This is a genomic window from Thioclava electrotropha (assembly GCF_002085925.2).
Lineage (GTDB): Bacteria > Pseudomonadota > Alphaproteobacteria > Rhodobacterales > Rhodobacteraceae > Thioclava > Thioclava electrotropha.
In genome coordinates this window covers 2,112,152-2,132,213 of record NZ_CP053562.1, presented here as the reverse complement: position 1 = coordinate 2,132,213, position 20,062 = coordinate 2,112,152, and the positions used below count along the sequence as shown (strand labels likewise).

General features: G+C 62.1%; 24 protein-coding genes. 6 read left to right on the top strand and 18 right to left on the bottom strand.

From position 1 onward, the window contains the following. Positions 1 to 42: 42 nt before the first annotated feature. On the bottom strand, positions 43 to 576 hold the full coding sequence (locus AKL02_RS10185; protein WP_083079295.1) for a hypothetical protein: 534 nt from the start codon (positions 574 to 576) through the stop codon (positions 43 to 45). Positions 577 to 732: 156 nt separating this feature from the next. Between AKL02_RS10185 and hemB the strand changes: the two genes are divergently transcribed. Together hemB and AKL02_RS10175 are read left to right on the top strand one after the other, a co-directional pair. Next, the gene (gene hemB / locus AKL02_RS10180; protein WP_083079294.1) at positions 733 to 1,734 is read left to right on the top strand and encodes a porphobilinogen synthase; all 1,002 of its coding nucleotides are present in this window, start codon (positions 733 to 735) and stop codon (positions 1,732 to 1,734) included. Between the two features lie 141 nt (positions 1,735 to 1,875). Then, complete coding sequence (locus AKL02_RS10175) at positions 1,876 to 2,433, top strand: lipid-binding SYLF domain-containing protein (RefSeq protein WP_078520647.1); 558 nt, start codon at positions 1,876 to 1,878, stop codon at positions 2,431 to 2,433. A 95-nt stretch (positions 2,434 to 2,528) separates the two neighbouring features. Here AKL02_RS10175 and AKL02_RS10170 read toward each other — a convergent pair whose 3' ends face one another. From AKL02_RS10170 to AKL02_RS10155, 4 genes are all read right to left on the bottom strand, one after another. Continuing rightward, on the bottom strand, positions 2,529 to 3,152 hold the full coding sequence (locus AKL02_RS10170; protein WP_078520646.1) for a lytic transglycosylase domain-containing protein: 624 nt from the start codon (positions 3,150 to 3,152) through the stop codon (positions 2,529 to 2,531). A gap of 116 nt (positions 3,153 to 3,268) precedes the next feature. Then, a complete protein-coding gene (locus AKL02_RS10165) occupies positions 3,269 to 3,760 on the bottom strand; it encodes a helix-turn-helix transcriptional regulator (RefSeq protein ID WP_232621768.1) in 492 nt (163 codons plus the stop codon). Between the two features lie 54 nt (positions 3,761 to 3,814). Continuing rightward, a complete protein-coding gene (locus tag AKL02_RS10160) occupies positions 3,815 to 4,414 on the bottom strand; it encodes a cytochrome b/b6 domain-containing protein (RefSeq protein ID WP_083079293.1) in 600 nt (199 codons plus the stop codon). An 85-nt stretch (positions 4,415 to 4,499) separates the two neighbouring features. Continuing rightward, entirely contained in the window at positions 4,500 to 4,763 is a 264-nt protein-coding gene (locus AKL02_RS10155) for a PepSY domain-containing protein (RefSeq protein ID WP_158522159.1), read from the bottom strand. A 275-nt stretch (positions 4,764 to 5,038) separates the two neighbouring features. On the opposite strand from AKL02_RS10155, the gene ssb reads away from it, so the two are divergent. Further along, positions 5,039 to 5,557, top strand: a complete 519-nt coding sequence (gene ssb, locus AKL02_RS10150; RefSeq protein ID WP_078572308.1) for a single-stranded DNA-binding protein — start codon at positions 5,039 to 5,041, stop codon at positions 5,555 to 5,557. 88 nt (positions 5,558 to 5,645) lie between these two features. Here the strand turns inward: ssb and AKL02_RS10145 are convergent, their stop codons facing one another. The 10 genes from AKL02_RS10145 to AKL02_RS10100 all read right to left on the bottom strand — a co-directional run bounded on the left by AKL02_RS10145 (position 5,646) and on the right by AKL02_RS10100 (position 13,471). Continuing rightward, complete coding sequence (locus AKL02_RS10145; RefSeq protein WP_108722430.1) at positions 5,646 to 6,182, bottom strand: DsbE family thiol:disulfide interchange protein; 537 nt, start codon at positions 6,180 to 6,182, stop codon at positions 5,646 to 5,648. Next, a complete protein-coding gene (gene ccmD, locus AKL02_RS10140; RefSeq protein WP_083079292.1) occupies positions 6,175 to 6,393 on the bottom strand; it encodes a heme exporter protein CcmD in 219 nt (72 codons plus the stop codon). Before ccmD ends, AKL02_RS10145 begins: the two co-directional genes overlap by 8 nt. Next, a complete protein-coding gene (locus AKL02_RS10135) occupies positions 6,390 to 7,118 on the bottom strand; it encodes a heme ABC transporter permease (RefSeq protein ID WP_083079291.1) in 729 nt (242 codons plus the stop codon). Before AKL02_RS10135 ends, ccmD begins: the two co-directional genes overlap by 4 nt. Positions 7,119 to 7,198: 80 nt before the next feature. Continuing rightward, complete coding sequence (gene ccmB / locus AKL02_RS10130; protein ID WP_078550436.1) at positions 7,199 to 7,855, bottom strand: heme exporter protein CcmB; 657 nt, start codon at positions 7,853 to 7,855, stop codon at positions 7,199 to 7,201. A 163-nt stretch (positions 7,856 to 8,018) separates the two neighbouring features. After that, on the bottom strand, positions 8,019 to 8,651 hold the full coding sequence (gene ccmA / locus AKL02_RS10125) for a heme ABC exporter ATP-binding protein CcmA (protein ID WP_083079290.1): 633 nt from the start codon (positions 8,649 to 8,651) through the stop codon (positions 8,019 to 8,021). Next, entirely contained in the window at positions 8,648 to 9,037 is a 390-nt protein-coding gene (locus AKL02_RS10120; RefSeq protein WP_083079289.1) for an Mth938-like domain-containing protein, read from the bottom strand. The genes ccmA and AKL02_RS10120 overlap by 4 nt, the downstream gene beginning before the upstream one ends. Further along, positions 9,021 to 10,007: a protein translocase subunit SecF gene (secF, locus tag AKL02_RS10115; RefSeq protein ID WP_078520635.1), complete on the bottom strand. Its 987-nt coding sequence runs from the start codon at positions 10,005 to 10,007 to the stop codon at positions 9,021 to 9,023. The genes AKL02_RS10120 and secF overlap by 17 nt, the downstream gene beginning before the upstream one ends. A gap of 13 nt (positions 10,008 to 10,020) precedes the next feature. Next, positions 10,021 to 11,691, bottom strand: coding sequence for a protein translocase subunit SecD (secD, locus tag AKL02_RS10110; protein ID WP_083079288.1), 1,671 nt, complete (start codon positions 11,689 to 11,691; stop codon positions 10,021 to 10,023). Between the two features lie 21 nt (positions 11,692 to 11,712). After that, on the bottom strand, positions 11,713 to 12,051 hold the full coding sequence (gene yajC, locus AKL02_RS10105) for a preprotein translocase subunit YajC (RefSeq protein ID WP_078520633.1): 339 nt from the start codon (positions 12,049 to 12,051) through the stop codon (positions 11,713 to 11,715). Between the two features lie 256 nt (positions 12,052 to 12,307). Further along, on the bottom strand, positions 12,308 to 13,471 hold the full coding sequence (locus AKL02_RS10100; RefSeq protein ID WP_083079287.1) for a M20 aminoacylase family protein: 1,164 nt from the start codon (positions 13,469 to 13,471) through the stop codon (positions 12,308 to 12,310). Positions 13,472 to 13,534: 63 nt separating this feature from the next. Between AKL02_RS10100 and mazG the strand changes: the two genes are divergently transcribed. Continuing rightward, entirely contained in the window at positions 13,535 to 14,377 is an 843-nt protein-coding gene (gene mazG, locus AKL02_RS10095; RefSeq protein WP_083079286.1) for a nucleoside triphosphate pyrophosphohydrolase, read from the top strand. 107 nt (positions 14,378 to 14,484) lie between these two features. On the opposite strand, the gene AKL02_RS10090 is transcribed toward mazG, so the two are convergent. After that, a complete protein-coding gene (locus tag AKL02_RS10090; protein ID WP_083079285.1) occupies positions 14,485 to 15,300 on the bottom strand; it encodes a sulfite exporter TauE/SafE family protein in 816 nt (271 codons plus the stop codon). Positions 15,301 to 15,325: 25 nt separating this feature from the next. Then, positions 15,326 to 16,273, bottom strand: coding sequence for a tRNA dihydrouridine(20/20a) synthase DusA (gene dusA, locus AKL02_RS10085; RefSeq protein ID WP_232621767.1), 948 nt, complete (start codon positions 16,271 to 16,273; stop codon positions 15,326 to 15,328). Between the two features lie 276 nt (positions 16,274 to 16,549). Here dusA and AKL02_RS10080 point away from each other — a divergent pair, with 276 nt between their 5' ends. Together AKL02_RS10080 and AKL02_RS10075 are read left to right on the top strand one after the other, a co-directional pair. Then, a complete protein-coding gene (locus AKL02_RS10080) occupies positions 16,550 to 17,797 on the top strand; it encodes a tyrosine-type recombinase/integrase (protein ID WP_232621766.1) in 1,248 nt (415 codons plus the stop codon). A 76-nt stretch (positions 17,798 to 17,873) separates the two neighbouring features. Further along, the gene (locus tag AKL02_RS10075) at positions 17,874 to 18,128 is read left to right on the top strand and encodes a pyocin activator PrtN family protein (protein ID WP_083079283.1); all 255 of its coding nucleotides are present in this window, start codon (positions 17,874 to 17,876) and stop codon (positions 18,126 to 18,128) included. 379 nt (positions 18,129 to 18,507) lie between these two features. Here AKL02_RS10075 and AKL02_RS10070 read toward each other — a convergent pair whose 3' ends face one another. Next, complete coding sequence (locus AKL02_RS10070; protein ID WP_083079282.1) at positions 18,508 to 19,806, bottom strand: hypothetical protein; 1,299 nt, start codon at positions 19,804 to 19,806, stop codon at positions 18,508 to 18,510. Positions 19,807 to 20,062 lie beyond the last annotated feature (256 nt).

Sequence of the window (20,062 nt, the reverse complement as noted above, 5' to 3'; positions counted from 1 at the left end):
CGAGGTATCGGCCCTGCCGCCGGTGTCAAGTTGCTTCGCGCGTCAAACCAGCATCGAAGCGAGAAGGTTCTGATACATTCCCCAAAGCGCGCTCACGATGATCGCCACGACGCCGATCGCCTGCACGTTCACCCGGTGACGCGAGAGCGCCTTGATCGCAAGCGTCGGATCATGCGCCAGCGCTGGGTCCGCGTCGAGTTTATGCGCCAGACGCAGGCTCAACCCGAACACCCCAATCATCGGAACCAGCAGCAGCGCGAATGCCTGCGCCGTCTCCGAGCCATAGATGAAACCGGTGATCAGCAGGAAGCTCAGCATGAACGGAATGGAGATCGACATCGAAAACCCCGCATCGCGCCGGATCCGGTTCAGCCTGCGCGCGTTCAGTGCCGTCATCGCGGCGAGATCCTCGGCCGCCTCGCCGCCCTTGCGGCGCGCGCGGATCACCATGTCCCACGGCACGCCCAGCACCCAATGCGAGGCGGAGGACCAGACTGCGGCGAGCGCGATCCAGTACCACAAGTTGGAAAAGCTGCGCAGGTCGATCAGCCGCGCGATCGTGTCGAAAACTTCCAAGCCCCTCGCCCTCGTTCTTCCGGGTCGTCGTGTCGCGGCCCCTCAAGTCGATGCATAGACCAGCCTCGGCCCGAGCGGAACCCCGCGCGGATCGGCCGCGCTTGCCTGTGGCACCGATCCATGGCACCCATTTGGCCGAGCCAGAGGAGCCTGCCGATGAACCCGATCCTTCCGCCCTTCCCCCACACCCGCCTGCGCCGGATGCGCCGTACTGCCGCGCTGCGTGATCTCGCGCAGGAACACCGGTTGAGTGTGAAGGACATGATCTGGCCGATCTTCATCACCGACGTGCCGGGCGCGGATGTCGAGGTGCCGTCGATGCCGGGCGTTGTCCGCCGCACGCTGGAGGGTGCGGTGCGCGCCGCTGAAGAGGCCGCAAAGCTTGGTATCCCGGCGATCTGCCTTTTTCCCTATACCGATCCGGCGGTGAAGACCGAGGCCTGCGAAGAGGCCTGGAACCCCGAGAACATCACCAACCGAGTGATCCGCGCGATCAAGGCGGAGGTGCCCGAGATCGCGATTATGACCGATATCGCGCTCGATCCCTACAATGCGAACGGCCATGACGGGCTGGTGCGCGACGGGATCATCCTCAACGACGAAACCGTTGAATGCCTTGTGAAAATGGGGATTGCGCAGGCCGAGGCCGGGGCGGATATCCTCGGGCCCTCGGACATGATGGACGGGCGGATCACGGCGCTCCGCTCAGCGCTCGAGGCCGCAGGCCATGCTGATGTGACGATCCTCAGCTACGCCGCGAAATATGCTTCCGGCTTCTACGGGCCGTTCCGCGATGCAGTGGGCGCCACCGGTGCGCTCAAGGGCGACAAGAAGACCTATCAGATGAACCCCGGCAATTCCGACGAGGCGATCCGGCTGGTTGCGCGCGATCTCTCCGAGGGCGCGGATATGGTGATGGTGAAGCCGGGGATGCCCTACCTCGACATCTGCCACCGCGTGAAAGAGCAGTTCGGCGTGCCGACCTACGCCTATCAGGTGTCGGGTGAATACGCGATGATCATGGCGGCGGTGAAGAACGGCTGGCTGGACCACGAAAAAGTCATGCTCGAAAGCCTGATGAGCTTCCGCCGCGCGGGCTGCGATGGTGTGCTTACCTATTTCGCGCGGGAGGCCGCGAAACTGCTCGGTAACGGCTAAGCAGGGTCTTGCCACTTCAGCGTGAATGGGCTCAAGAATAAGTGACAAAGCGGGTTCCCTCGTCTATTAATTGTGCCAAGCGGTCGTAATAAGACCATTCAGCCCGGCGCGAGATCGGGCATATCGAGCGGAGCGACAGACATGACGAAACTTTCCAGACGGACCCTTCTGGCGATGGGCGGTGCGGGGCTTGGCCTTGCGGCCTGCGGCAACGGCGTGGGCAGTGCGGGCAGCGCCAAGCTGGACGCGCGGGTCGATGCGACCCGGAACTACCTTCTGACGAAATACCCCGGCACCCGCGATCTCGAGAACAAGTCGGTCGGCGTGCTCTGGATGCCTCTGATGACCGAAGCGGGTTTCGGCATCGGTGGCGCATTCGGGCGCGGCGCGCTGCGGATCAACAACGTGACCGTGGATTACTACTCGGCAGCGGCGGCGAGCTTCGGTCTGCAGATCGGCGCGCAGCAATATGCCCATGCCCTGTTCTTCATGACGCCCGAGGCGCTTGCCGGCTTCCGCCGCGGCGATGGCTGGCAGCTTGGCGCGGATGCACGCTATGCGGTGCCGGATCAGGGCGGCGCGATTTCGGCCTCCACCCTGACCTCGACCGCGCCGATCATCGCGCTTGTCTTCGGCCAGGCCGGTCTGATGGCGGGCGCGACGCTCGCGGGCACGAAATACACCCGTATTATTCCGTAAGATCAGCCGCTTCGGCGGCTCTCTTCACCCAAGACATGAAGAAAGCCCCGCAGATCGCTGATCTTGCGGGGCTTTTTTTCCGGCATCCTTAAGGATCAACCGCCAAGGATGATCCGCACATAATTCCGGGTCTCGCGATAGGGCGGAATGCCGTTATGTTTCGCGACGGCCTCCGGTCCCGCATTGTAAGCCGCAAGCGCCAGCCGCCAGCTTCCGAACCGGTTATACATCATCTTCAGGTAGCGCGCGCCGCCTTCGAGATTCTGCGCCGGATCGCGGGGGTTCACGCCGAGTTTTCGCGCGGTAGCGGGCATTAGCTGCGCCAGCCCCATCGCGCCCTTGTGCGAGCGCGCCTGCGGGTTCCAACCGCTCTCCTGCTGCACGAGGCGCAGGAACAGATCGGTCGGGATGCCATGGCGCGAGGCCACCGATTTCGCGGTGCTCATATATTGGCCGCGATACTTGCCGTTGTAGCGCGGCACGTTCTCGACACTGGCGGTCTGGGTCAGCTTACCCTTGGGCGTCAGCCGCGAGGAATGCTCGTATTGCTGCGCGGCACGGGTATCGAGAATGTTGGTCTGGTTTCGGAACAGCATCGCGCGGGATTTCGAAGAACTCCCCTGAAGCCGCAGCCCCTCTGCCTGGGCGCTCATTGGGCCCGCCATCACCGCTGCCGCGGCAATCGCCGCCAGCCCGAGAATTCCGATCGTTCTACGCATCGGCCCCCACCACTCACTGTCCACGTATTCTGGGGCAAACTATAGAGAAATCAGCGAAAAGTTAAAGCAAAACGCCAATCGCCTCGGCAACCTCCCGCCGATAAGCTGCCGTTGCGTCAGATTGCGTGCGCCTGTTGCTTTTTCGCATCGGCCTTGATGGGGCCGTGAAACAGCTCCTCCACGAAGATCGAAACGAGCTGAGAGCGGCCCGACACGCCCGCCTTGCGATAGACGGAATTGAGGTGGGATTTCACCGTGGCCTCGCTGGAGCCGCGGAAAGAGGCGGTCTCCGAGACCGAGAAGCCCTTGATGGTGAAGGCTGCGACATCGGCCTCTGCGGGGGTCAGCCCCCATTGGTCGAACTGCGCGCTCATCATCTCGGCCATTGCGCCTTGTGCAGCCCCGATCGTGCGGTCGGCATGTGCCTGACGTCGCAACAGCGCCCAAAGCACGGCCGCCTCGACGACGATCCCCGCGATCAGGCCGAGATTGGCGAAAAGCTCCATGTTGAGATGCAGAGAGAGACGCCCTGCCTCGCGGAAGTCGTCGAACACGTCGGCCACGAAGAGCGATGTGCAGGCGGCTTGGAAAATGATGAGGGCGACCAATGCGCCCTCTTTCGTCCAGATTGAGACTCGCTCTCGCGAAACCGCCATCGGCGCTTACCCTCTGTTGCCGCGGAACACCTTCTTACCGGTGATCATCGCGCGCGCAAGGTTCACGCGCAACCGGCGGCTTTCGAAGACGACGGCAGCGATATGGGCGGCGATCGAGACTTCGGCCCAGTTGACGGCGAGTTCATGCACTTCCTGAGGCCATTTCACGCCCCAATAGGCGTCAGTGGTCATCAACCAGCCCGATCCCGCAATGACGAGAAGCGTGATCAAAAGGTTGTAAATCATCAGCGCCCCGAGCGGCGAATGGCCCAGATGCGCGTGCCGCCTTCCCGTCGCCATATCGCGCAGCTGCGTCAGCGCGCCGGTGGGCGATGGCGGGAAGTCCTTGAACTTCGCGTGACGGGTGCCGAACAGACCCCAGAGGATCCGCGCGGTCACGAGCCCCGCGACCGTGTAGCCGATCCAGTGGTGCAGATCGTGCTTCGGCGAGGTGAAGAACGCATTGGCGGTGAAGAGGCCCGCAATGGACCAGTGGAACACCCGGACGAAGGGGTCCCATACGCTATGCGCACCGACGGGCGGCGGTTCTGCGTGAGACGTCTCCTGCGACGGAAGATCGGTAAAGCTCGCGTCTTCGATGGCCATGATCGGGCCCTCCTGCTGCTTCTGGAAAGACTGGCGTGAGGAAGACGGGCCGGATCATACCGGCCCGTCGAAAAGGCGCTGACGATTAGTTGTCGCCCGAGCGCTTCACCTGCTTGAGGTTGGAATCGAAGTAGAGTTGGGCGCGCTTGCCGTCCTTCATCGCGTAGACTTCGATATAGCCGTCTTCCATTTCCATCCGGCGCACGTCGTAGCCCTGATTTTTCAGCTCGGCGGAAAGCTTCTGCTCTTTCGCCGGGGCCACGGCGCCTTCGCCACCTTCTGCGAGAGCGGGGAGAGTGGAGGCAGCGGCAATCGTGGCGCTCGCGGCAATCAGCATCAGGTATTTCATGGGGTATCTCCTCATGGGATGTAGGGTTGCTCGACCGGATCGGGTGGGGTTCGTCCCCGTGTGCCGTCCGGCTCGTCCAGACCTGTGGCAAACCCACGGCGCCATCTATCGGCACAAGGTTGGAAATCCGGGGCCGAAATCGCTCTCAAACCAAAGATGCACGCGGGATTTCGCCGCTTTCCGTCACGGTTGAGCGAAGCTTCGCCCCTAGGCTCTCGCGGGGCTCTGCTCTATACCCTTTGGGACCAATTCTAGAATCGCGAGGCGGAGGCAATATGGCAGGCAGCGTCAACAAGGTCATTCTGATCGGCAATCTGGGCCGAGACCCGGAGGTGCGGACCTTCTCGAACGGCGGCAAGGTGTGCAACCTGCGCATCGCCACCTCCGAGACGTGGCGCGACCGCAATACCGGCGAGCGCAAGGAGCGCACCGAATGGCATTCGGTCGCGATCTTCTCGGAGCCGCTGGCGAAAGTCGCGGAGCAATATCTGCGCAAAGGTTCGAAAGTCTATATCGAGGGCCAGCTCGAAACCCGCAAATGGCAGGACCAGAACGGTCAGGACCGCTACTCGACCGAGGTCGTGCTGCGCCCCTATCGCTCGGAACTGACCATGCTCGACGGGCCTGGCGGCTCGGGCGGCGGTCAAGGCGGCGGCGGCGGTGGCTACGGCGGCCCGTCCTCGGGTGGCGGCGGCTACGATGATGGCGGCGGTTATGGCGGCCCGTCATCGGGCGGCTCCGGTGGCGGTGGCGGCGGTGGCCGCTCGGATTTCGACGACGAGATCCCGTTCTGAGTTAGAGACAAGAAAGGCCCCCGGTTTGGGGGCCTTTGCTTTTGTAGCTATCGGGATCGGGGCCAGTGGCGCGCTCGCGCCCTGCCCTTTATTTCGCGGCCGTCTCGCCGTTCAGAAGCGGTCGCAGATCCGAAGCGATCACGCGCTCGGTCAGCGGACCGGCGAAGCGATAGAGCACCTTGCCCGTGCCATCGATCACGAAGGTCTCGGGCACGCCGTAGACGCCCCAGTTCAGCGCCATCTTGCCGTTCGGATCGGCACCGAGTTCGGCAAACGGGTTGCCCATCTCGCTCAGGAAGCCCTGCGCCTTGGCGGGCTTGTCCTTGTAGTTGACCCCGTAGATTGGGATCCCCTCTTCGGCGAGCGCTTCGAGATTGGGATGCTCCACCCGGCACGGCGCGCACCACGAGGCCCAGAAGTTCACAAGCTTGACCTTGCCGTCCTTGAGATCGGCATCGGTGAAGGGTTTGAAATCGCCCAGCGGTTCAAGCTGCACCGGCGGCGCGGGCTTGCCCGCAAAGGCGGTCGGCAGCTGCGTCGGGTCCTCGCGCGTCATCCCCCAGATGAACACGCCCGCAAGCCCCGCGAAGATCAGCGGCGGTAGCAGCATCAGCGGCTTAACCATGGGCGCCCCCTTTCCGGCGGGCCTCGGCCTCGGCCAATTGACGTTTCACCTTCGCGCCGCGCATCAGCGAGACGACGACGATCAGCACCAGAAGCACGACCGTCGAGGCCCAGGCGATGTTGACGGTCTCGGTGTAGGATTTGGTGGACGGGTCCACGAGGACGACGCCGCCCTCAGTGACGGTGCCGCTTTGCTCGGTCGTATCACTCATGCCATGCGCTCACGTTGCTGGATGGCGCCCAGTCGGCGCGCGCGGACCTCGGTGCGGGTGCGGATCAGCACCAGCGCGAGGAAGAAGAAGATGAACCCGGCCAAGCACAGAAGCAGCGGGAACCAGTAGACATCGGCGATGTGCTGCTCGGAATCCATCGAGAGCGTCGCGCCCTGATGCAGCCCCTGGTTCCAGAAATTCGCCGCATAGCGCGAGAGCACGGCGAACACCCCGCCGACGAGGCTCAGCACGCCGGTCAGATCGGCGGCCGTATCGGGGTTCTCGACCGCGGCCCAGAGCGCGATATAGCCGAGGTAGAACAGGAAGAGGATCAGGAACGAGGTCAGCCGCGGATCCCATTCCCACCAAGTGCCCCACATCGGCTGGCCCCAGACCGCGCCGGTGATCAGCGCGATCAACGTCATCACCGCGCCGATGGGCGCTGCGGCCTTGGCGGCCAGCGCCGAGACATGGTGGCGGCGGATCAGCCAGATCAGCGAGGTCACGACCATCATCACCCAGATGTTGATCGCCATCATCGCGGCGGGGACATGGACATAAATCACCTTCACCGAGCCGCCGAAATTCTCGGCGGCCGGGACGAAGAAATAGCCCCAGACCAGCCCGACGATCAGCGTGATCGCGGCAATTCCCACCGTCCAGGGCAGGATCTTGTCCGTGGTCTTCATGAATTTGACGGGGTTGGCGTATTCCCAGATCGACATCTTGTTGTTCTGCTCACCTTCTGGCCAGGTTGGCTCTGTGTATCACGGCTCTTCCTATCACGGCGCGCGCATGGGTTGCGCTAGCGCAGATTGACGCGGATCGCGGCGGCCGAGGCGAAGGGCACCAGCGCGACCGTCGCCGCCGTGATCCCGGCCAGCATCAGAAGCGGTGTCTCAGTGTTCATCCCCTCGGCGCCACGGCGCACGAGCTCCGCACCGAAGATGAGGGTCGGCACATAGAATGGCAAGACCAGCAGCGACAACAAAAGACCGCCGCGCTTCAGCCCGACCGTCAGCGCGGCCCCAAACGTTCCCAGAACCGAGAGTGCGGGCGTGCCCAGAAGAAGCGAGATCACCATCCAGACATGCGCGCCTTGCGGCAGATGCAGCAAGATCCCGAACACGGGCGCTGCGACCACGAGCGGCAGTCCCGTGGTGATCCAATGCGCGAGCGCCTTGATCGAGACGACCCCTTCAAGCGGCACCGGCGCGGTGACCAGCAGATCGAGCGAGCCATCCTCGTAATCGAGTGCGAAAATCCGGTCGAGCGAGAGCAGACAGGCCAGAAGCGCGCCCACCCACAGGATGCCCGGCGCGATCCGCGCGAGGATTTTCCCCTCGGGACCGACGCCGAACGGAACCAGCGTCACCACGATCAGGAAGAAGGCCAGCCCGAGGCCGAAGCCGCCGCCGGCGCGCACGGCGAGGCGCAGGTCTCGCATGAGAAGTGCGATCATGCCCGACCTCCTTCGGCAGCCAAGGGGGCGCTGCCCCCTTCGCGGCTGCGCCGCTCATCCCCCGGGATATTTCCGCCAATCCGAAACAGCGTGCAGCTGCTTTCGGCTTGGTCCAAATATCCCCGCCGGAGGCTCCCGACCGCACCGCTAGCGCGCCGCGCGATCATAGGAAGGCCTCGTCGAAAGCGCCCTGCATCCCGCCCTCTTCCGGCGTCTTGGCCTTGAAGGGCGTCAGGTCGAGCACGGAGGCCTCGTTCAGCCCGAGATCGATATGGGTCGCGATCAGCGCGGCTCCGCCCCCCGCCAGATGGCCGCGCACGGCCTCGGCGAAAAGCGCGACGGAGGCGGTATCGAGCGACACGGTCGGCTCGTCCAGCACCCAGATCGGGCGGCCGGTCACGAGAAGTCGCGCAAGACCGAGGCGGCGTTTCTGCCCGGCGGACAGGCTATGGGCGGGCCGCGTCTCGAGGCTTTGCAGGTTCATCCGCTCAAGCGCCGGTTCGATGTCGTTCGTCGCATAGACCGAGGCCCAGAAGCCGAGGTTCTCGCGCACCGTCAGCGTCGATTTCAGCCCGTCGGAATGGGCGGCATAGGCCATGCTCTCGGGCGGCATCGAGACCGTCCCGGCCAGCGACGGTTGCAGCCCGGCCAAGGTGCGCAGAAGCGTCGTCTTGCCGACCCCGTTCGGCCCACGCAGCACAAGCGCATGGCCTGCATCGAGCGAAAAACTCAGGTTTTCCAGAACCGGGAGACCACCGCGCGACACCGCGAGCCCTTCGACCGACAGCATGCTCATTCAGGCGTCTCGGGCGCGGCAGGGTTTTCCGGCATCGCGATCAGAGCGCAGCCGACCCGGCGGCCTTCGGACAACAGCACGTTATAGGTGCGGGCCGCCGAGGGCGTGGCCATGCCCTCGCACATCAGGCCCTCGGCCTCCAGCTCTGCCACGAGATCCTTCGGCAGATGTGCGATCTCGTCGCCCGTGCCGATGAACAACACGTCGAGCTTGTCTGCCAGCGCGCGCAGCGCAGCGCGGTCGTCCAGACCGCCCCAGCTGCCCATCTCCTCGCCCGCGACCCAGATCGAGCCTCGCGTGACCTCTCCGGCCACGCGGAAAAACCCCGGCCCGTAGCCGTCGATCGGCAGCGAGGCCCCGAAATTGGCTTCAGTCAGTAGCGACATCCGTTTTGTCGAAGAACTTCTCCGAGGGGTCCTTCTTCTCCTTGTTGCGGTCGAGCCCGATGAACAGGACGATGTTCTTTGCGACATAGACCGAGGAATAGGTACCCACGATCACGCCCCAGGTCATCGCGAAGACGAAGTTGCGGATCACGTCGCCGCCCAGAACGAGCAGCGAAATCAGCGCCAGCAGCGTGGTGCCTGAGGTCATCACGGTACGCGACAGCGTCTCGTTGACCGAGAGGTTCATGACATCACGCAGCGGCATCTTCTTGTATTTCACGAGGTTCTCGCGAAGACGGTCGAAGACGACGACGGTATCGTTGATCGAATAGCCGAGGATCGTCAGCAGTGCCGCGATGATCGACAGGTCGAACTTGATCTGGAACAGCGCGAAGATCCCGACCGTGACGGTCACGTCATGGATCAGCGCGGCAACCGCGCCCACCGAGAACTGCCACTCGAACCGTAGCCAAATATAGACGAGGATCGCGGCCACGGCGGCCAGAACGGACCAGATCGCGGTCCAGATCAGCTCGCCCGAGACCTTCGGCCCGATCGACTCGGTCGCGACGATCTTGATGTCCTTGTTCACCGATTTGAGCGATTCCAGCACTTTGGCCTGGGTATCGGGGCTGATCGCCTCCTGACCGTCCTGCGCCTGAATTCGGATCGTGACGACCTTCTGATCGGCGCGGAAGTTCGGGTCATAGACCTGCGTGATCAGCACGTCGCCCAGATCGAGCGGCGCGATCGCCGAGCGGTAGGCGCCGATGTCGACCGGCTCGGTCTGATCGGCCTCGGTCCGGATCGTGGTGCCGCCCCGGAAGTCGATGCCGAGGTTCAGCCCCATCACGAGCACCAGCACGATCGAGGCCAGCACCATGAAGACGGAGAAGCCGAAGGTCGCGACCTGATGTTTGAAGAAGTCGAAGTTGGTCTTCTCGGGGACCAGTTTCAGACGGAATGCCATGTCTCGATCTCCCTTACAGTACCAGTTCGCGGGGACGACGGCGCGCGAACCAGATGCTCACGAACAGCCGCGTCACCCAGATCGCGGTGAAGACCGAGGTGATGATCCCGATCAGGAAGGTGACGGCGAAACCGCGCACCGGGCCTGCGCCCAGCACGAAGAGGATCACCGCCGTGAGGAAGGTGGTCACGTTGGCGTCGACGATGGCGGACATCGCGCGCTCATAGCCAAGCTCGATCGCGCGGGCGGCTTTCGCCTTCTGCTGATTGCGCAGCTCCTCGCGGATACGCTCGAACACGAGCACGTTGGCGTCGACCGCCGTACCCATCGTCAGCACTATCCCTGCGATACCGGGCAGCGTCAGCGTGCCGCCAATCACCGAGAGGATCGCGAAGATCAGCGCGATGTTGATCGCCAGCGCCAGCGAGGCGAAGACGCCGAAGGTGCCGTAAGACGCGATCATGAAGACCACCACGAGCACTGCGCCGACGGCTGCGGCCATCTTGCCGGCCGCGATCGAATCTGCGCCCAGCTCCGGGCCGATGGTCCGTTCTTCGAGGAAGGTCATCGAGGCGGGCAGCGCACCGGCGCGCAGCAGCAGCGCCAGATCGGTCGCCTCTTTCACCGTGAACCGGCCGGTGATGATGCCCGAGCCACCCGCGATATGCGATTGGATCGTTGGCGCCGAGATCACCTTGTTGTCGAGCACGATGGCGAAGGGCTTGCCGATATTGTTTTGCGTGTAATCGCCGAAGGTGCGGGCCGCGCTCGCGTTGAAGCGGAAGGCCACCGCCGGATAGCCGTTCTGATCGGTATCGGGGCGCGCATCCGTCAGGTCTTCGCCGGTGACGACCGGAAGGCTGTCGAGAATGTAATAGAGCCCCTTCTGATCGGCCGAGGGCAGGATTTCCTGATCCGAGCCCACCGCCTCGTTCGGGTTCGAGCTGGTGCCGATCACCGAGTTGAAGGTCAGTTTCGCCGTGGTGCCGATGAGCTGCTTGATCTCCTGTGCGGAGCTTGCGCCCGGCACCTGGATCAGGATGCGGTCGGCGCCTTCGCGCACGATCGTGGGTTCACGGGTGCCCGCGGCGTCGATCCGGCGGCGCACGATCTCCAGCGATTGCTGCATCGTGCGGTCGTCGGTCGCGGCCTTCTCGGCATCCGAGAGCTGGATGATCAGCTGGTTGCCCTCGGTGGTGATCGCGAGCGTCTTCTGCCCCACACCGGTCAGCGACGAGACCGGGTTGTTCAGCGTCTCGGCGATCTTCTGGGCTTCCGCGATCTGGTCGGCATTGCCGATCTGGATACGCAGGACGCCCGGATCGGCGTTCAGGCGACGGATCGAGCCGAGCGTACCGCGTTCGGCGGCCAGCGCCTTGCGGAACTCGGGCCAGAGCGCATCGACGCGCGCCTTGTAGACCTCACCGACATTGACCTCGGCCAGAAGCTGCGCGCCACCGCGCAGATCGAGGCCGAGATTGACGATGTCGGAGGGCAGCCAATCGGGCCAGCCAGCCTGCGCGGCCTGCTGCTCGGGCGTCAGAGACTCGCCCTTCGCGGCGGCGGCAACGGCATCGTTATGCCCCTCCACCCGGTTGTAAAAGATGTTCGGCGCGGCAAAGACGACCCCGATCAAAACGATGATCAGGATCAGCACGCGCTTCCACAGCGAGATGTGCAACATGGGGGACGGGCCTTTTATGGCTTATTCAGAGGTCTTGGCGGGTTCGGTGCGCGAAACAACCTGCACGATGGTCGATTTCACCACGCGGACTTTGACGCCCTGCGCGATCTCGACCTCGACCTCGCCGTCTTCCTTGATATGGGTGACTTTGCCGAGAATGCCGCCCTGGGTCACGACCTGATCACCGCGGCGCAGAGCCTCGAGCATCGCCTTGTGCTCCTTGGCTTTTTTCTGCTGCGGACGGATCAGCAGGAAATACATGATCACGAAGATCAGGATCAGGGGAAGGAACTGGCCGAACGCGGCGGCGGGGTTACTGGCGCCACCGGCGGCCTGCGCGAAAGCGGGGGTCACGAACATGATCTATGGTCCTTTGTCATGGGCCTTGGGGGCAGCAAGCCCCGGTTGTCGGCGCGCACCCTAGCCGTGGCCCTGAGGCTTGGCAAGGCGAAGCCGCCCCTGTGAAGGCGACCTCACGTCGCGGTGACGCGGCGAAGGGAAACCGAGCGCAGGCCCCATGTCGCCGGAGGGTTGTGATCGGCAAGGAAAAAGGGGCTCTGCCCCCGCTCCTGCGGAGCGTCCCCGGGATATTTTTCCCAAGGGGAAGAGAGGCGGCTCAGCCCAGGGGCAAGGCGCGTTCGGCCAGACGGGCGAGGTAGGAGGCCCCCACGGGCGCCGCCTCGTCGTTGAAATCGAAGCGCGGATGGTGGAGCCCCGCGCCCTCGCCGGTGCCCATGAAGAGATAGGCGCCGGGCCGGGCCGCCAGCATATAGGCGAAATCCTCTGCACCCATTTCGCGCGGAGCATCGGTCACGACCCGCTCGGGGCCTGCGATTTCACCTGCGACTTCGGCGGCGAAGCCGGTCTCGTCGGGGTCGTTCACTGTGGGCGGATAGCCACGCTCGTATTCGATCTCGACGCTGACGCCGTGGGCCGCCGCGATGCCTTCGCAGATCTCGCGCAGACGTTTTTCCGCCAGATCACGCACCTCCGGCTCGAAGCAGCGAATCGTCGCGGTGAGGAAGCCGCTTTCGGGGATGATGTTGAGCGCGGTGCCCGCATGGATCTGGGTGACCGAGACGACGAGCGCATCGCCCGCGCCCACGTTGCGCGACACCAACGTCTGCAGCGAGGTCACCATCGCCGAGAGCGCCGGGATCGGATCGATGCAGCCCTGCGGGGTCGCGGCATGGCCGCCGCGCCCGGTCACCGTAACGCGGGCCTCGTCCACCGAGGCGAGATAGGGGCCGGGCGTGGTGTAGAAATGCCCGAACGGCAGCCCCGGCGCGTTGTGGATCGCGAAGACGCGCGAGATGTCGAAACGCTCCATCACGCCCGCATCGACCATCACCTCGGCCCCGCCGCCGTCTTCCTCGGCGGGCTGGAAGATCAGCGCCACGGTGCCTGCGAATTTCCGGGTCTCGGCCAGATAGGCCGCAGCCCCCAGAAGCATCGCAGTATGCCCATCATGGCCACAGGCATGCATCTTGCCGGGCGTCTCGGAGGCGTAATCCGCATGGGTCTCTTCCGTGATCGGCAGCGCGTCCATGTCGGCGCGCAGGCCGATGGTTGGCCCCGCGCCCTGCCCTTTGATCAGCGCCACGATGCCGGTCTGCGCGATCCCTTCATGGATCTCATCCACCCCGATTTCGCGCAGCCTTGCTGCGACAAACTCCGAGGTCTGGTGCAGATCGAAACGCAGCTCGGGATGGCGATGCAGCCAGTGCCGCCATTCGGTCATTTGCGGGCCGAGATCGGCGATACGGTTGAGAACGGGCATAGTGGACTTCCCCTTGCGGGCTGGTTAGGCCAGAGGCATTCGCATGGCAGGAGGCAAGCTGCAATGGCCAAACCCGACGACGCACTCATCTTCGACGATACGGGCGATGCGGCCCATCAGTTCACTCGGCTGACCGCGATCATGGAATGCCTGCGTGATCCGGAGAGCGGTTGCCCGTGGGATCTGGAGCAGGATTTCGCCTCCATCGCGCCCTACACGATCGAGGAAGCGCATGAGGTGGCCGATGCGATCGCGCGGCAGGCCTGGTCGGAATTGCCGGGCGAGCTGGGCGATCTGGCGCTGCAGGTGGTCTATCACGCGCAGATGGCGTCCGAGGACGGGCGGTTCGATATCTCCGACGTGCTGCGTGCGATCAACGCGAAGATGGTCGCACGTCATCCGCATGTCTTCGGCGACGAGAGCCGCGAGAAATCGGCCGAACAGCAGACCGCCGATTGGGAAGCGATCAAGGCGGCCGAGCGCAAGGCTGCGGGTAAATCCGAGCGTGTCGGTGTGCTCGATGGGGTGGCTCTGGGTCTGCCCGCGCTGACCCGTGCGATCAAGCTGCAGAACCGTGCGGCGCGGGTGGGGTTCGACTGGCCCTCGACCGATGAGGTGCTCGACAAGATCGTCGAGGAAGCGCGCGAGTTGGAAGAGGCGCGTGACGAGTTGGGTCCGGAAGAGCTCGCCGAGGAATATGGCGATCTGCTGTTTGTGATGGTCAATCTCGGGCGGCATCTGGGGCTGGACCCGGAGGCGTCCCTGCGCGCGGCAAATCTGAAATTCACCAATCGGTTCAAACATATCGAGCGTGAACTTGAAGCGCGCGGTAAGGCACCCAAGGACAGCGATCTGGCCGAGATGGATGCGCTTTGGAACGAGGCGAAGGCGCGCAAGATCAAGTGACGGAGGGGGCGCTGCCCCCGTGCGCGGCTGCGCGCAAAACTCAGAGGTTGAGGGGGCGCTGCCCCCGCGCTAGCGCGCCCCCCGGGATATTTTCGCCAAGAGGAAGTTCAGAGAAACGCTTTGCGGAGCATGTTGAGTGCGACGAGCATCAGGAAGCCCGCGAAGACGCGCTTGAGCTTCTTGGGGTCGAGCTTGTGGGCCAATGCCGCGCCCAGGGGGGCGGTGATCGTCGTCATCGCAATGACGATCAGAAAGGCGGGAATGTTGACCGCACCGATCGAGTAAGGTGGCGCGTCGGCCACCGGCGTCAGCAGGAAGCCGATCGCGGAGGGCAGCGCGATGGTCACGCCGAAGCCTGCCGAGGTCGCGACCGCACGGTGGATCGGGATACCGTGGAGCGTCTGCATCGGCGTGCCGATCGAGCCGCCGCCGATCCCCAGAAGCACGGAGAGGAACCCCATCAGCGGGCCGAACCAGGCGCGGAAGAATCCGCCCGGCAGCCCGTCCGAAATCCGCCAGCTCGACTTGCCGAACATCATGTAGCAGGCAATAACCAGCACCATCACCGCGAAGATGATCTGCATGGTCGAAGAGCGCAGTTGATGGACGACCAGCACCCCGATGATCGCGCCGATGGCGATGGGCGCGATCCATTGCTTGAGGATATCCCAATCGACCGCGCCCTTGCGGTTATGGGCCATGACCGAGCGGATCGAGGTGACGATGATCGTGGCCAGAGAGGTCGCGACGCAGACCTGCATCAGATCGTTCGATCCGTAGCCCAAGCCGCTGAAAAGGTAGAAGAAGGCTGGCACGAGGACGATCCCGCCGCCAACACCCAGAAGTCCCGCCAGAACGCCTGCGAACGCCCCCACTGCCATCAGGATCAAGACGAGCGGCGCGAGCGTGGCGAAATCGGGCATGTCGGGAAATCTCCTTGGGTTCCGCTCAGTTAACCCGTTCACGTACGGCTGACAACGCACTCTCGAAAAGTTCAACCCCGGCGCCGTCGCGGGTCGCGCCCTCCGAGAGGATCTGCCGGAAGCGGCGCGCGCCTGGCTTGCCGTGGAACAGGCCCAGCATGTGGCGGGTGATCTGGTGCAGCCTGCCGCCACGCTCGATATGACGCGCGATATAGGGGATCATCGCCTGCGCCACGTCGAAGGGATCGCGGGCCGCGCCCTGCCCCCAGATCCGCTGATCGGCGGCGCCCAGCACCTCCATCGGCTGATGATAGGCGGCGCGGCCCACCATCACCCCGTCGAGCCCTTGCGCGAGTTCCACCTCGGCTGCGGCGAGATCTTTGATGCCGCCATTGATCGACAGATGCAGCTGCGGATAGGCCGCCTTCATCGCGTGGACGAGCGGGTAATCGAGCGGCGGGATTTCGCGGTTGTCCTTGGGCGAGAGGCCTTGCAGCCAAGCCTTCCGGGCATGGATCGTGATGCGGGTCACGCCGGCAGCGGCGACCTTTTCGATGAACTCGGGCAGCACTTCGTGCGGGTCTTGGTCATCCACGCCAATGCGGCATTTCACAGTAACCTCAACCGGTTGTGCGGCGATCATCGCGGCACAGCAATCGGCTACCAGATCGGGTGACTTCATCAAAACCGCGCCGAAGGCCCCGGATTGCACGCGATCCGACGGGCAGCCGCAATTGAGGTTGATCTCGTCATAACCGAAATCTGCGCCGACCTTCGCCGCCTCGGCCAGTTCCTTAGCGTCCGAACCGCCCAGCTGCAGCGCCACCGGATGTTCGGCGGCGTCAAACCCCAGCAGCCGCTCCCGATCGCCGTGAACCACCGCAGGCGCGGTCACCATCTCGGTATAGAGCAGCGCGTTGCGGCTGATCTGACGGTGGAAATAGCGGCAATGGCGGTCGGTCCAGTCCATCATGGGTGCCACGCTTAGCCGCGAAGATACGCAAGTATCTGATTTTTCGTCACTAATCATCTATCACCCGTCGGCTTCTCAGATTCAAAACCACCCAATTCCGGCGCGTTATGCCTTATTTTGCCAGGTTTCGCGAGCCGAGTTGCTACGGCGTAGCAAATCGCGGCGCCCCCCGCCCAAGCGGTCGAGAGGCCCTCCAGAGTCGTCAGAGCGTCCCGATTTCCGGGGTTCTGACCTCGGACCAACCTTCTGTCAACAATCGACCAAGGAAGTCCAACCATGACCGAAAACATTATCCAGTTTCCCGGCAAGCGAGTGGCCGCACCGCTTCCCACTTCTCAAAATGGAAAAGCGCGTGATGAAAGTGCGGCGACGACGAAGCCGCCGAGAAGGGTTTCGAAGCCGCCATCTGACGGTCGCCGCACGAACAACCCTAAATCTCGCAGTGTCGAACCCAACATTCAGGAGATGCCTGGCGAGAATGGCGGATGCTCCTATCGCGTCCAGATCCGCAAGACTGTTCAGGGAGAAAGCGTCAGCTTCACAAAGACGTTCACCAAGCTTGCCATGGCGAAGAAATGGAAGACGCGGAAGCTTGCGGAAATCGAGGTCCATGGTGTTCAAACGGTTTCGAGAAAGGGTGATACGGTAGCTGATGCCATCACAGCCCGCCTCGCAAAGCACAAGCACTTGGGCCGTTCGGCGAGGCAGCAACTCGACTGGCTGAAGAAAAGCGACTTCGGAGAGAGGAAGTTAAGCGAGCTGTCTTTGGAAAGCCTGACCGACCTCGCAGACGACATGCTGGCGGAAGAGCGGCAACCTCAGACGGTAGCCGGGTATCTTACAATTCTCGTGAACACGCTACACTGGGCGTCCCGGCGCAATTTCATCATTCCTGTTGCCGCGCTCAAAGAGGCGATGGAACATATGTGGGAAGACGAGATTTTCGCTCGCTCAGAGGAGCGGGATCGTCGGCCCGCCATAGCCGAGTTGGACAGAATTCTCGGAGCTGCGGTAGAGAATAAGCGACAGAAAATCCCTCTCGCAAAGATGATCGTCTTCGCTATTTTCAGTTGCCGGCGTCTGGGAGAAATATGCCGCCTCCGGTGGGAAGACCTGCGTATCGAGCAGAAGAAGATCCTCGTCCGCGACATGAAGCATCCGAGGAAGAAAAAAGGCAATAATGTATGGTGCAATTTGACCGACGAAGCGCTTGCCATCATCCTGTCAATGCCCCGGGAAGGAGAGTTTATCTTCCCGTTCAACGCGGCGTCCGTCGGGACCGCTTGGCGTCGCCATCGCGATCGGCTCAAGATCAAAGATCTTCGGTACCACGACCTTCGGCATGAAGGCATCACCAGGCTCTTCGAAATGGGAATGCCTGCAGCCTTCGTTGCCAAGCATTCGGGACACAAAAACGGCGGATGCCTCTATCGCTACGAGCATGTCGAAGAAGAAGGCGACAAGTTCGCTGGATGGCCTTGGACCAAGTGGGCTGCTGGAGAGGGTGTAAGCAACCTTGTCTGATGCCACCGAAAATTTCTGATTCCTCGCCTGAACAGGATGAACCCACTTCCTGAGCATCCTGAAATCGGAGGCTCAGATGGACACCTTGGAATTGCTCCTAAAACACTTCAACTTCCTGCCTTTCATTCCCCTTGGAGAAGCAGGAACCCTTTGGGGACACACGGAAAAGACGATGAAGGAGAAGATCGACGCCGGCGATATTCGCCTTCCCTATTTTACCCCTGATGGAAAGCAGAAATCAGTCAAGCTCGTCCGCCTCGAAACCGTTGCAAAGATCTTAGACCAAAGGGCGACGGACGCAGACAAAGAGTTCCAGAAGCTCTGGAGCTGATTATCTCACCAAACGTTTTGGAGCGCGCGCAAGGTATCATTCGAGCCATGCGCGTCCTCCCGCCCCATCACCCTCATAAAAAAGGAGGGGGCCGCAAACCGTGTTGGTCCGCGATGCGGACCTTCCGCCGTTAGCCGCACGCGCCCAGTTTATACTGCGCCTGCACGGTCACACGGGAAGAAGGGCGGATTTCGGAAGTTCGCTGCAAACGCGAGCGCACCACTTGACCAGCCACCGAAGCGCGCATTCGGCCAGGATTTTACTGCTTGATGTGGCATGATCGACGCAACAGACGGCTCGCCCAAATTCGAAGCAGTGGGATGCGCAACACCAGTGTGTGTAAGTTAACTACAGGTATTTAGGAAACCTGAGGCTCAGCTCACAATTCATGTGCAGAAAGTCTTAGAATTTGACCCTTGCTACTTTTCACTGCCAGCATGCTTCCATCCGCGATTCGAGCATCTATCCATCGTTTTATTGCCCGTCGCGCTATCCCATCACAATCGGGAAAGCTGCTATCTATGCGCGCAATTGTTTCTTTTCGGAGTATTCCGACTTCCCCAACCGCCTTTAGTTCTGCGTGATAGTCCTCGATCGCGGTGGCAATTGCCTTACATAAAGAGAAGCCATTGGAGAGCTCTGCTATGGGAGCTGATTTCAGAGCCCGAATACTGTCATTTGCAGCATGTATGTTCTGAATGGGGTCCTTGTCTTCCAGTAGGATGCGCAACGCGTGCCCAACCAAAGACAGTGGCCCTTCCCAATCCGGAAAGAGAGCAGACCATTCGAACACCAAATCATCATTGATATCGGATATCGGATCGGGAAAATCTGAGGACGTGAGACCAAAAGGCTCGTCAACAATTGCAATCCCCCTTGCCTGAGCTTTCTCCAAGGCAATTAGCATAAGCGCTTTCACCTCAGCGTTAAAATCCGCAAGAGATCTAAGTGCATCGAGTGCGGCACCTACTTGTATTTTTCCCTGTATGTTGCCCCACAAGTGCTCCAGTTTGCTATGGAGATCAGCCATGTTCGGATCTTGTTTGAGCTCCTCAGCAAACGAAAGGGTGTTGTCTAAAGCTTCATCTCCGGCTCGACCATCCGGCGCCTCTTCTTCGCCAAAGACCTCGATCTTGAATGTCGCCTGGTCAGTGGTAATCAGAATTTCAGCTGTCCAAAAATCGCTGTGGTTTTGAAAGTCCATGAAACGGACACGTTGAACCTCGCGCAGTTTAGGAAAGCTGATACCCATTCTGATCAGCCCGCCTACAGGAATGAAACCAAACCCGTCGCCCTCTTGTAGACCCTCTCCTTTTAGTTCCAGTGCGGACATGAGCCAGACGGGAAGAAGCTCTTTATGGCCCTCCACCTTGATCAGCAGGTTGCCATTCACGATCCGGGCGGCCGTTACATTGTGGATACTACCGAGGTCGATGTGTGGGCGGGAGCGAACCGCTATCTGTCTTCTTTTCTCAAATTCCGTCGCCGCGTCCCTCGCGTAAGTCACGTGATCAAAAGGATACACGTCACGCAATGCGTTTAGTGTTTTTCGGCCGATCCCGGGAATTCGCAGGATCTCTGCGTCAGTGAGATTTGAGATTTCTTCTGGGCGCGAGAGTTTTCTATTCTGCACGACGAATTCAGCAGATCGCTTCAGGGTTTTCGCCGATTGGTTCATAAAAACGGACTCTTGACTGGGATTGGCCCTTCAATCGTCGAGATAGGTTGAAGAAGCTCAGAGCACGCGAGTAGCCAATTTGCCCTCAAGTCGTCAAGAAGCCACATCCGTTATCTGCGTATAATGGACATAGAAGCTGTTTGCTTCGGCACTCGAGGTGAACGGCAGGAATATCCGCACTGCGGACTTCGGACAGGAAGACGATGCTGGACGTTGGCGCGAAGGTTCGGTTCGGCGAATCTGCGCCGCAGCAAAG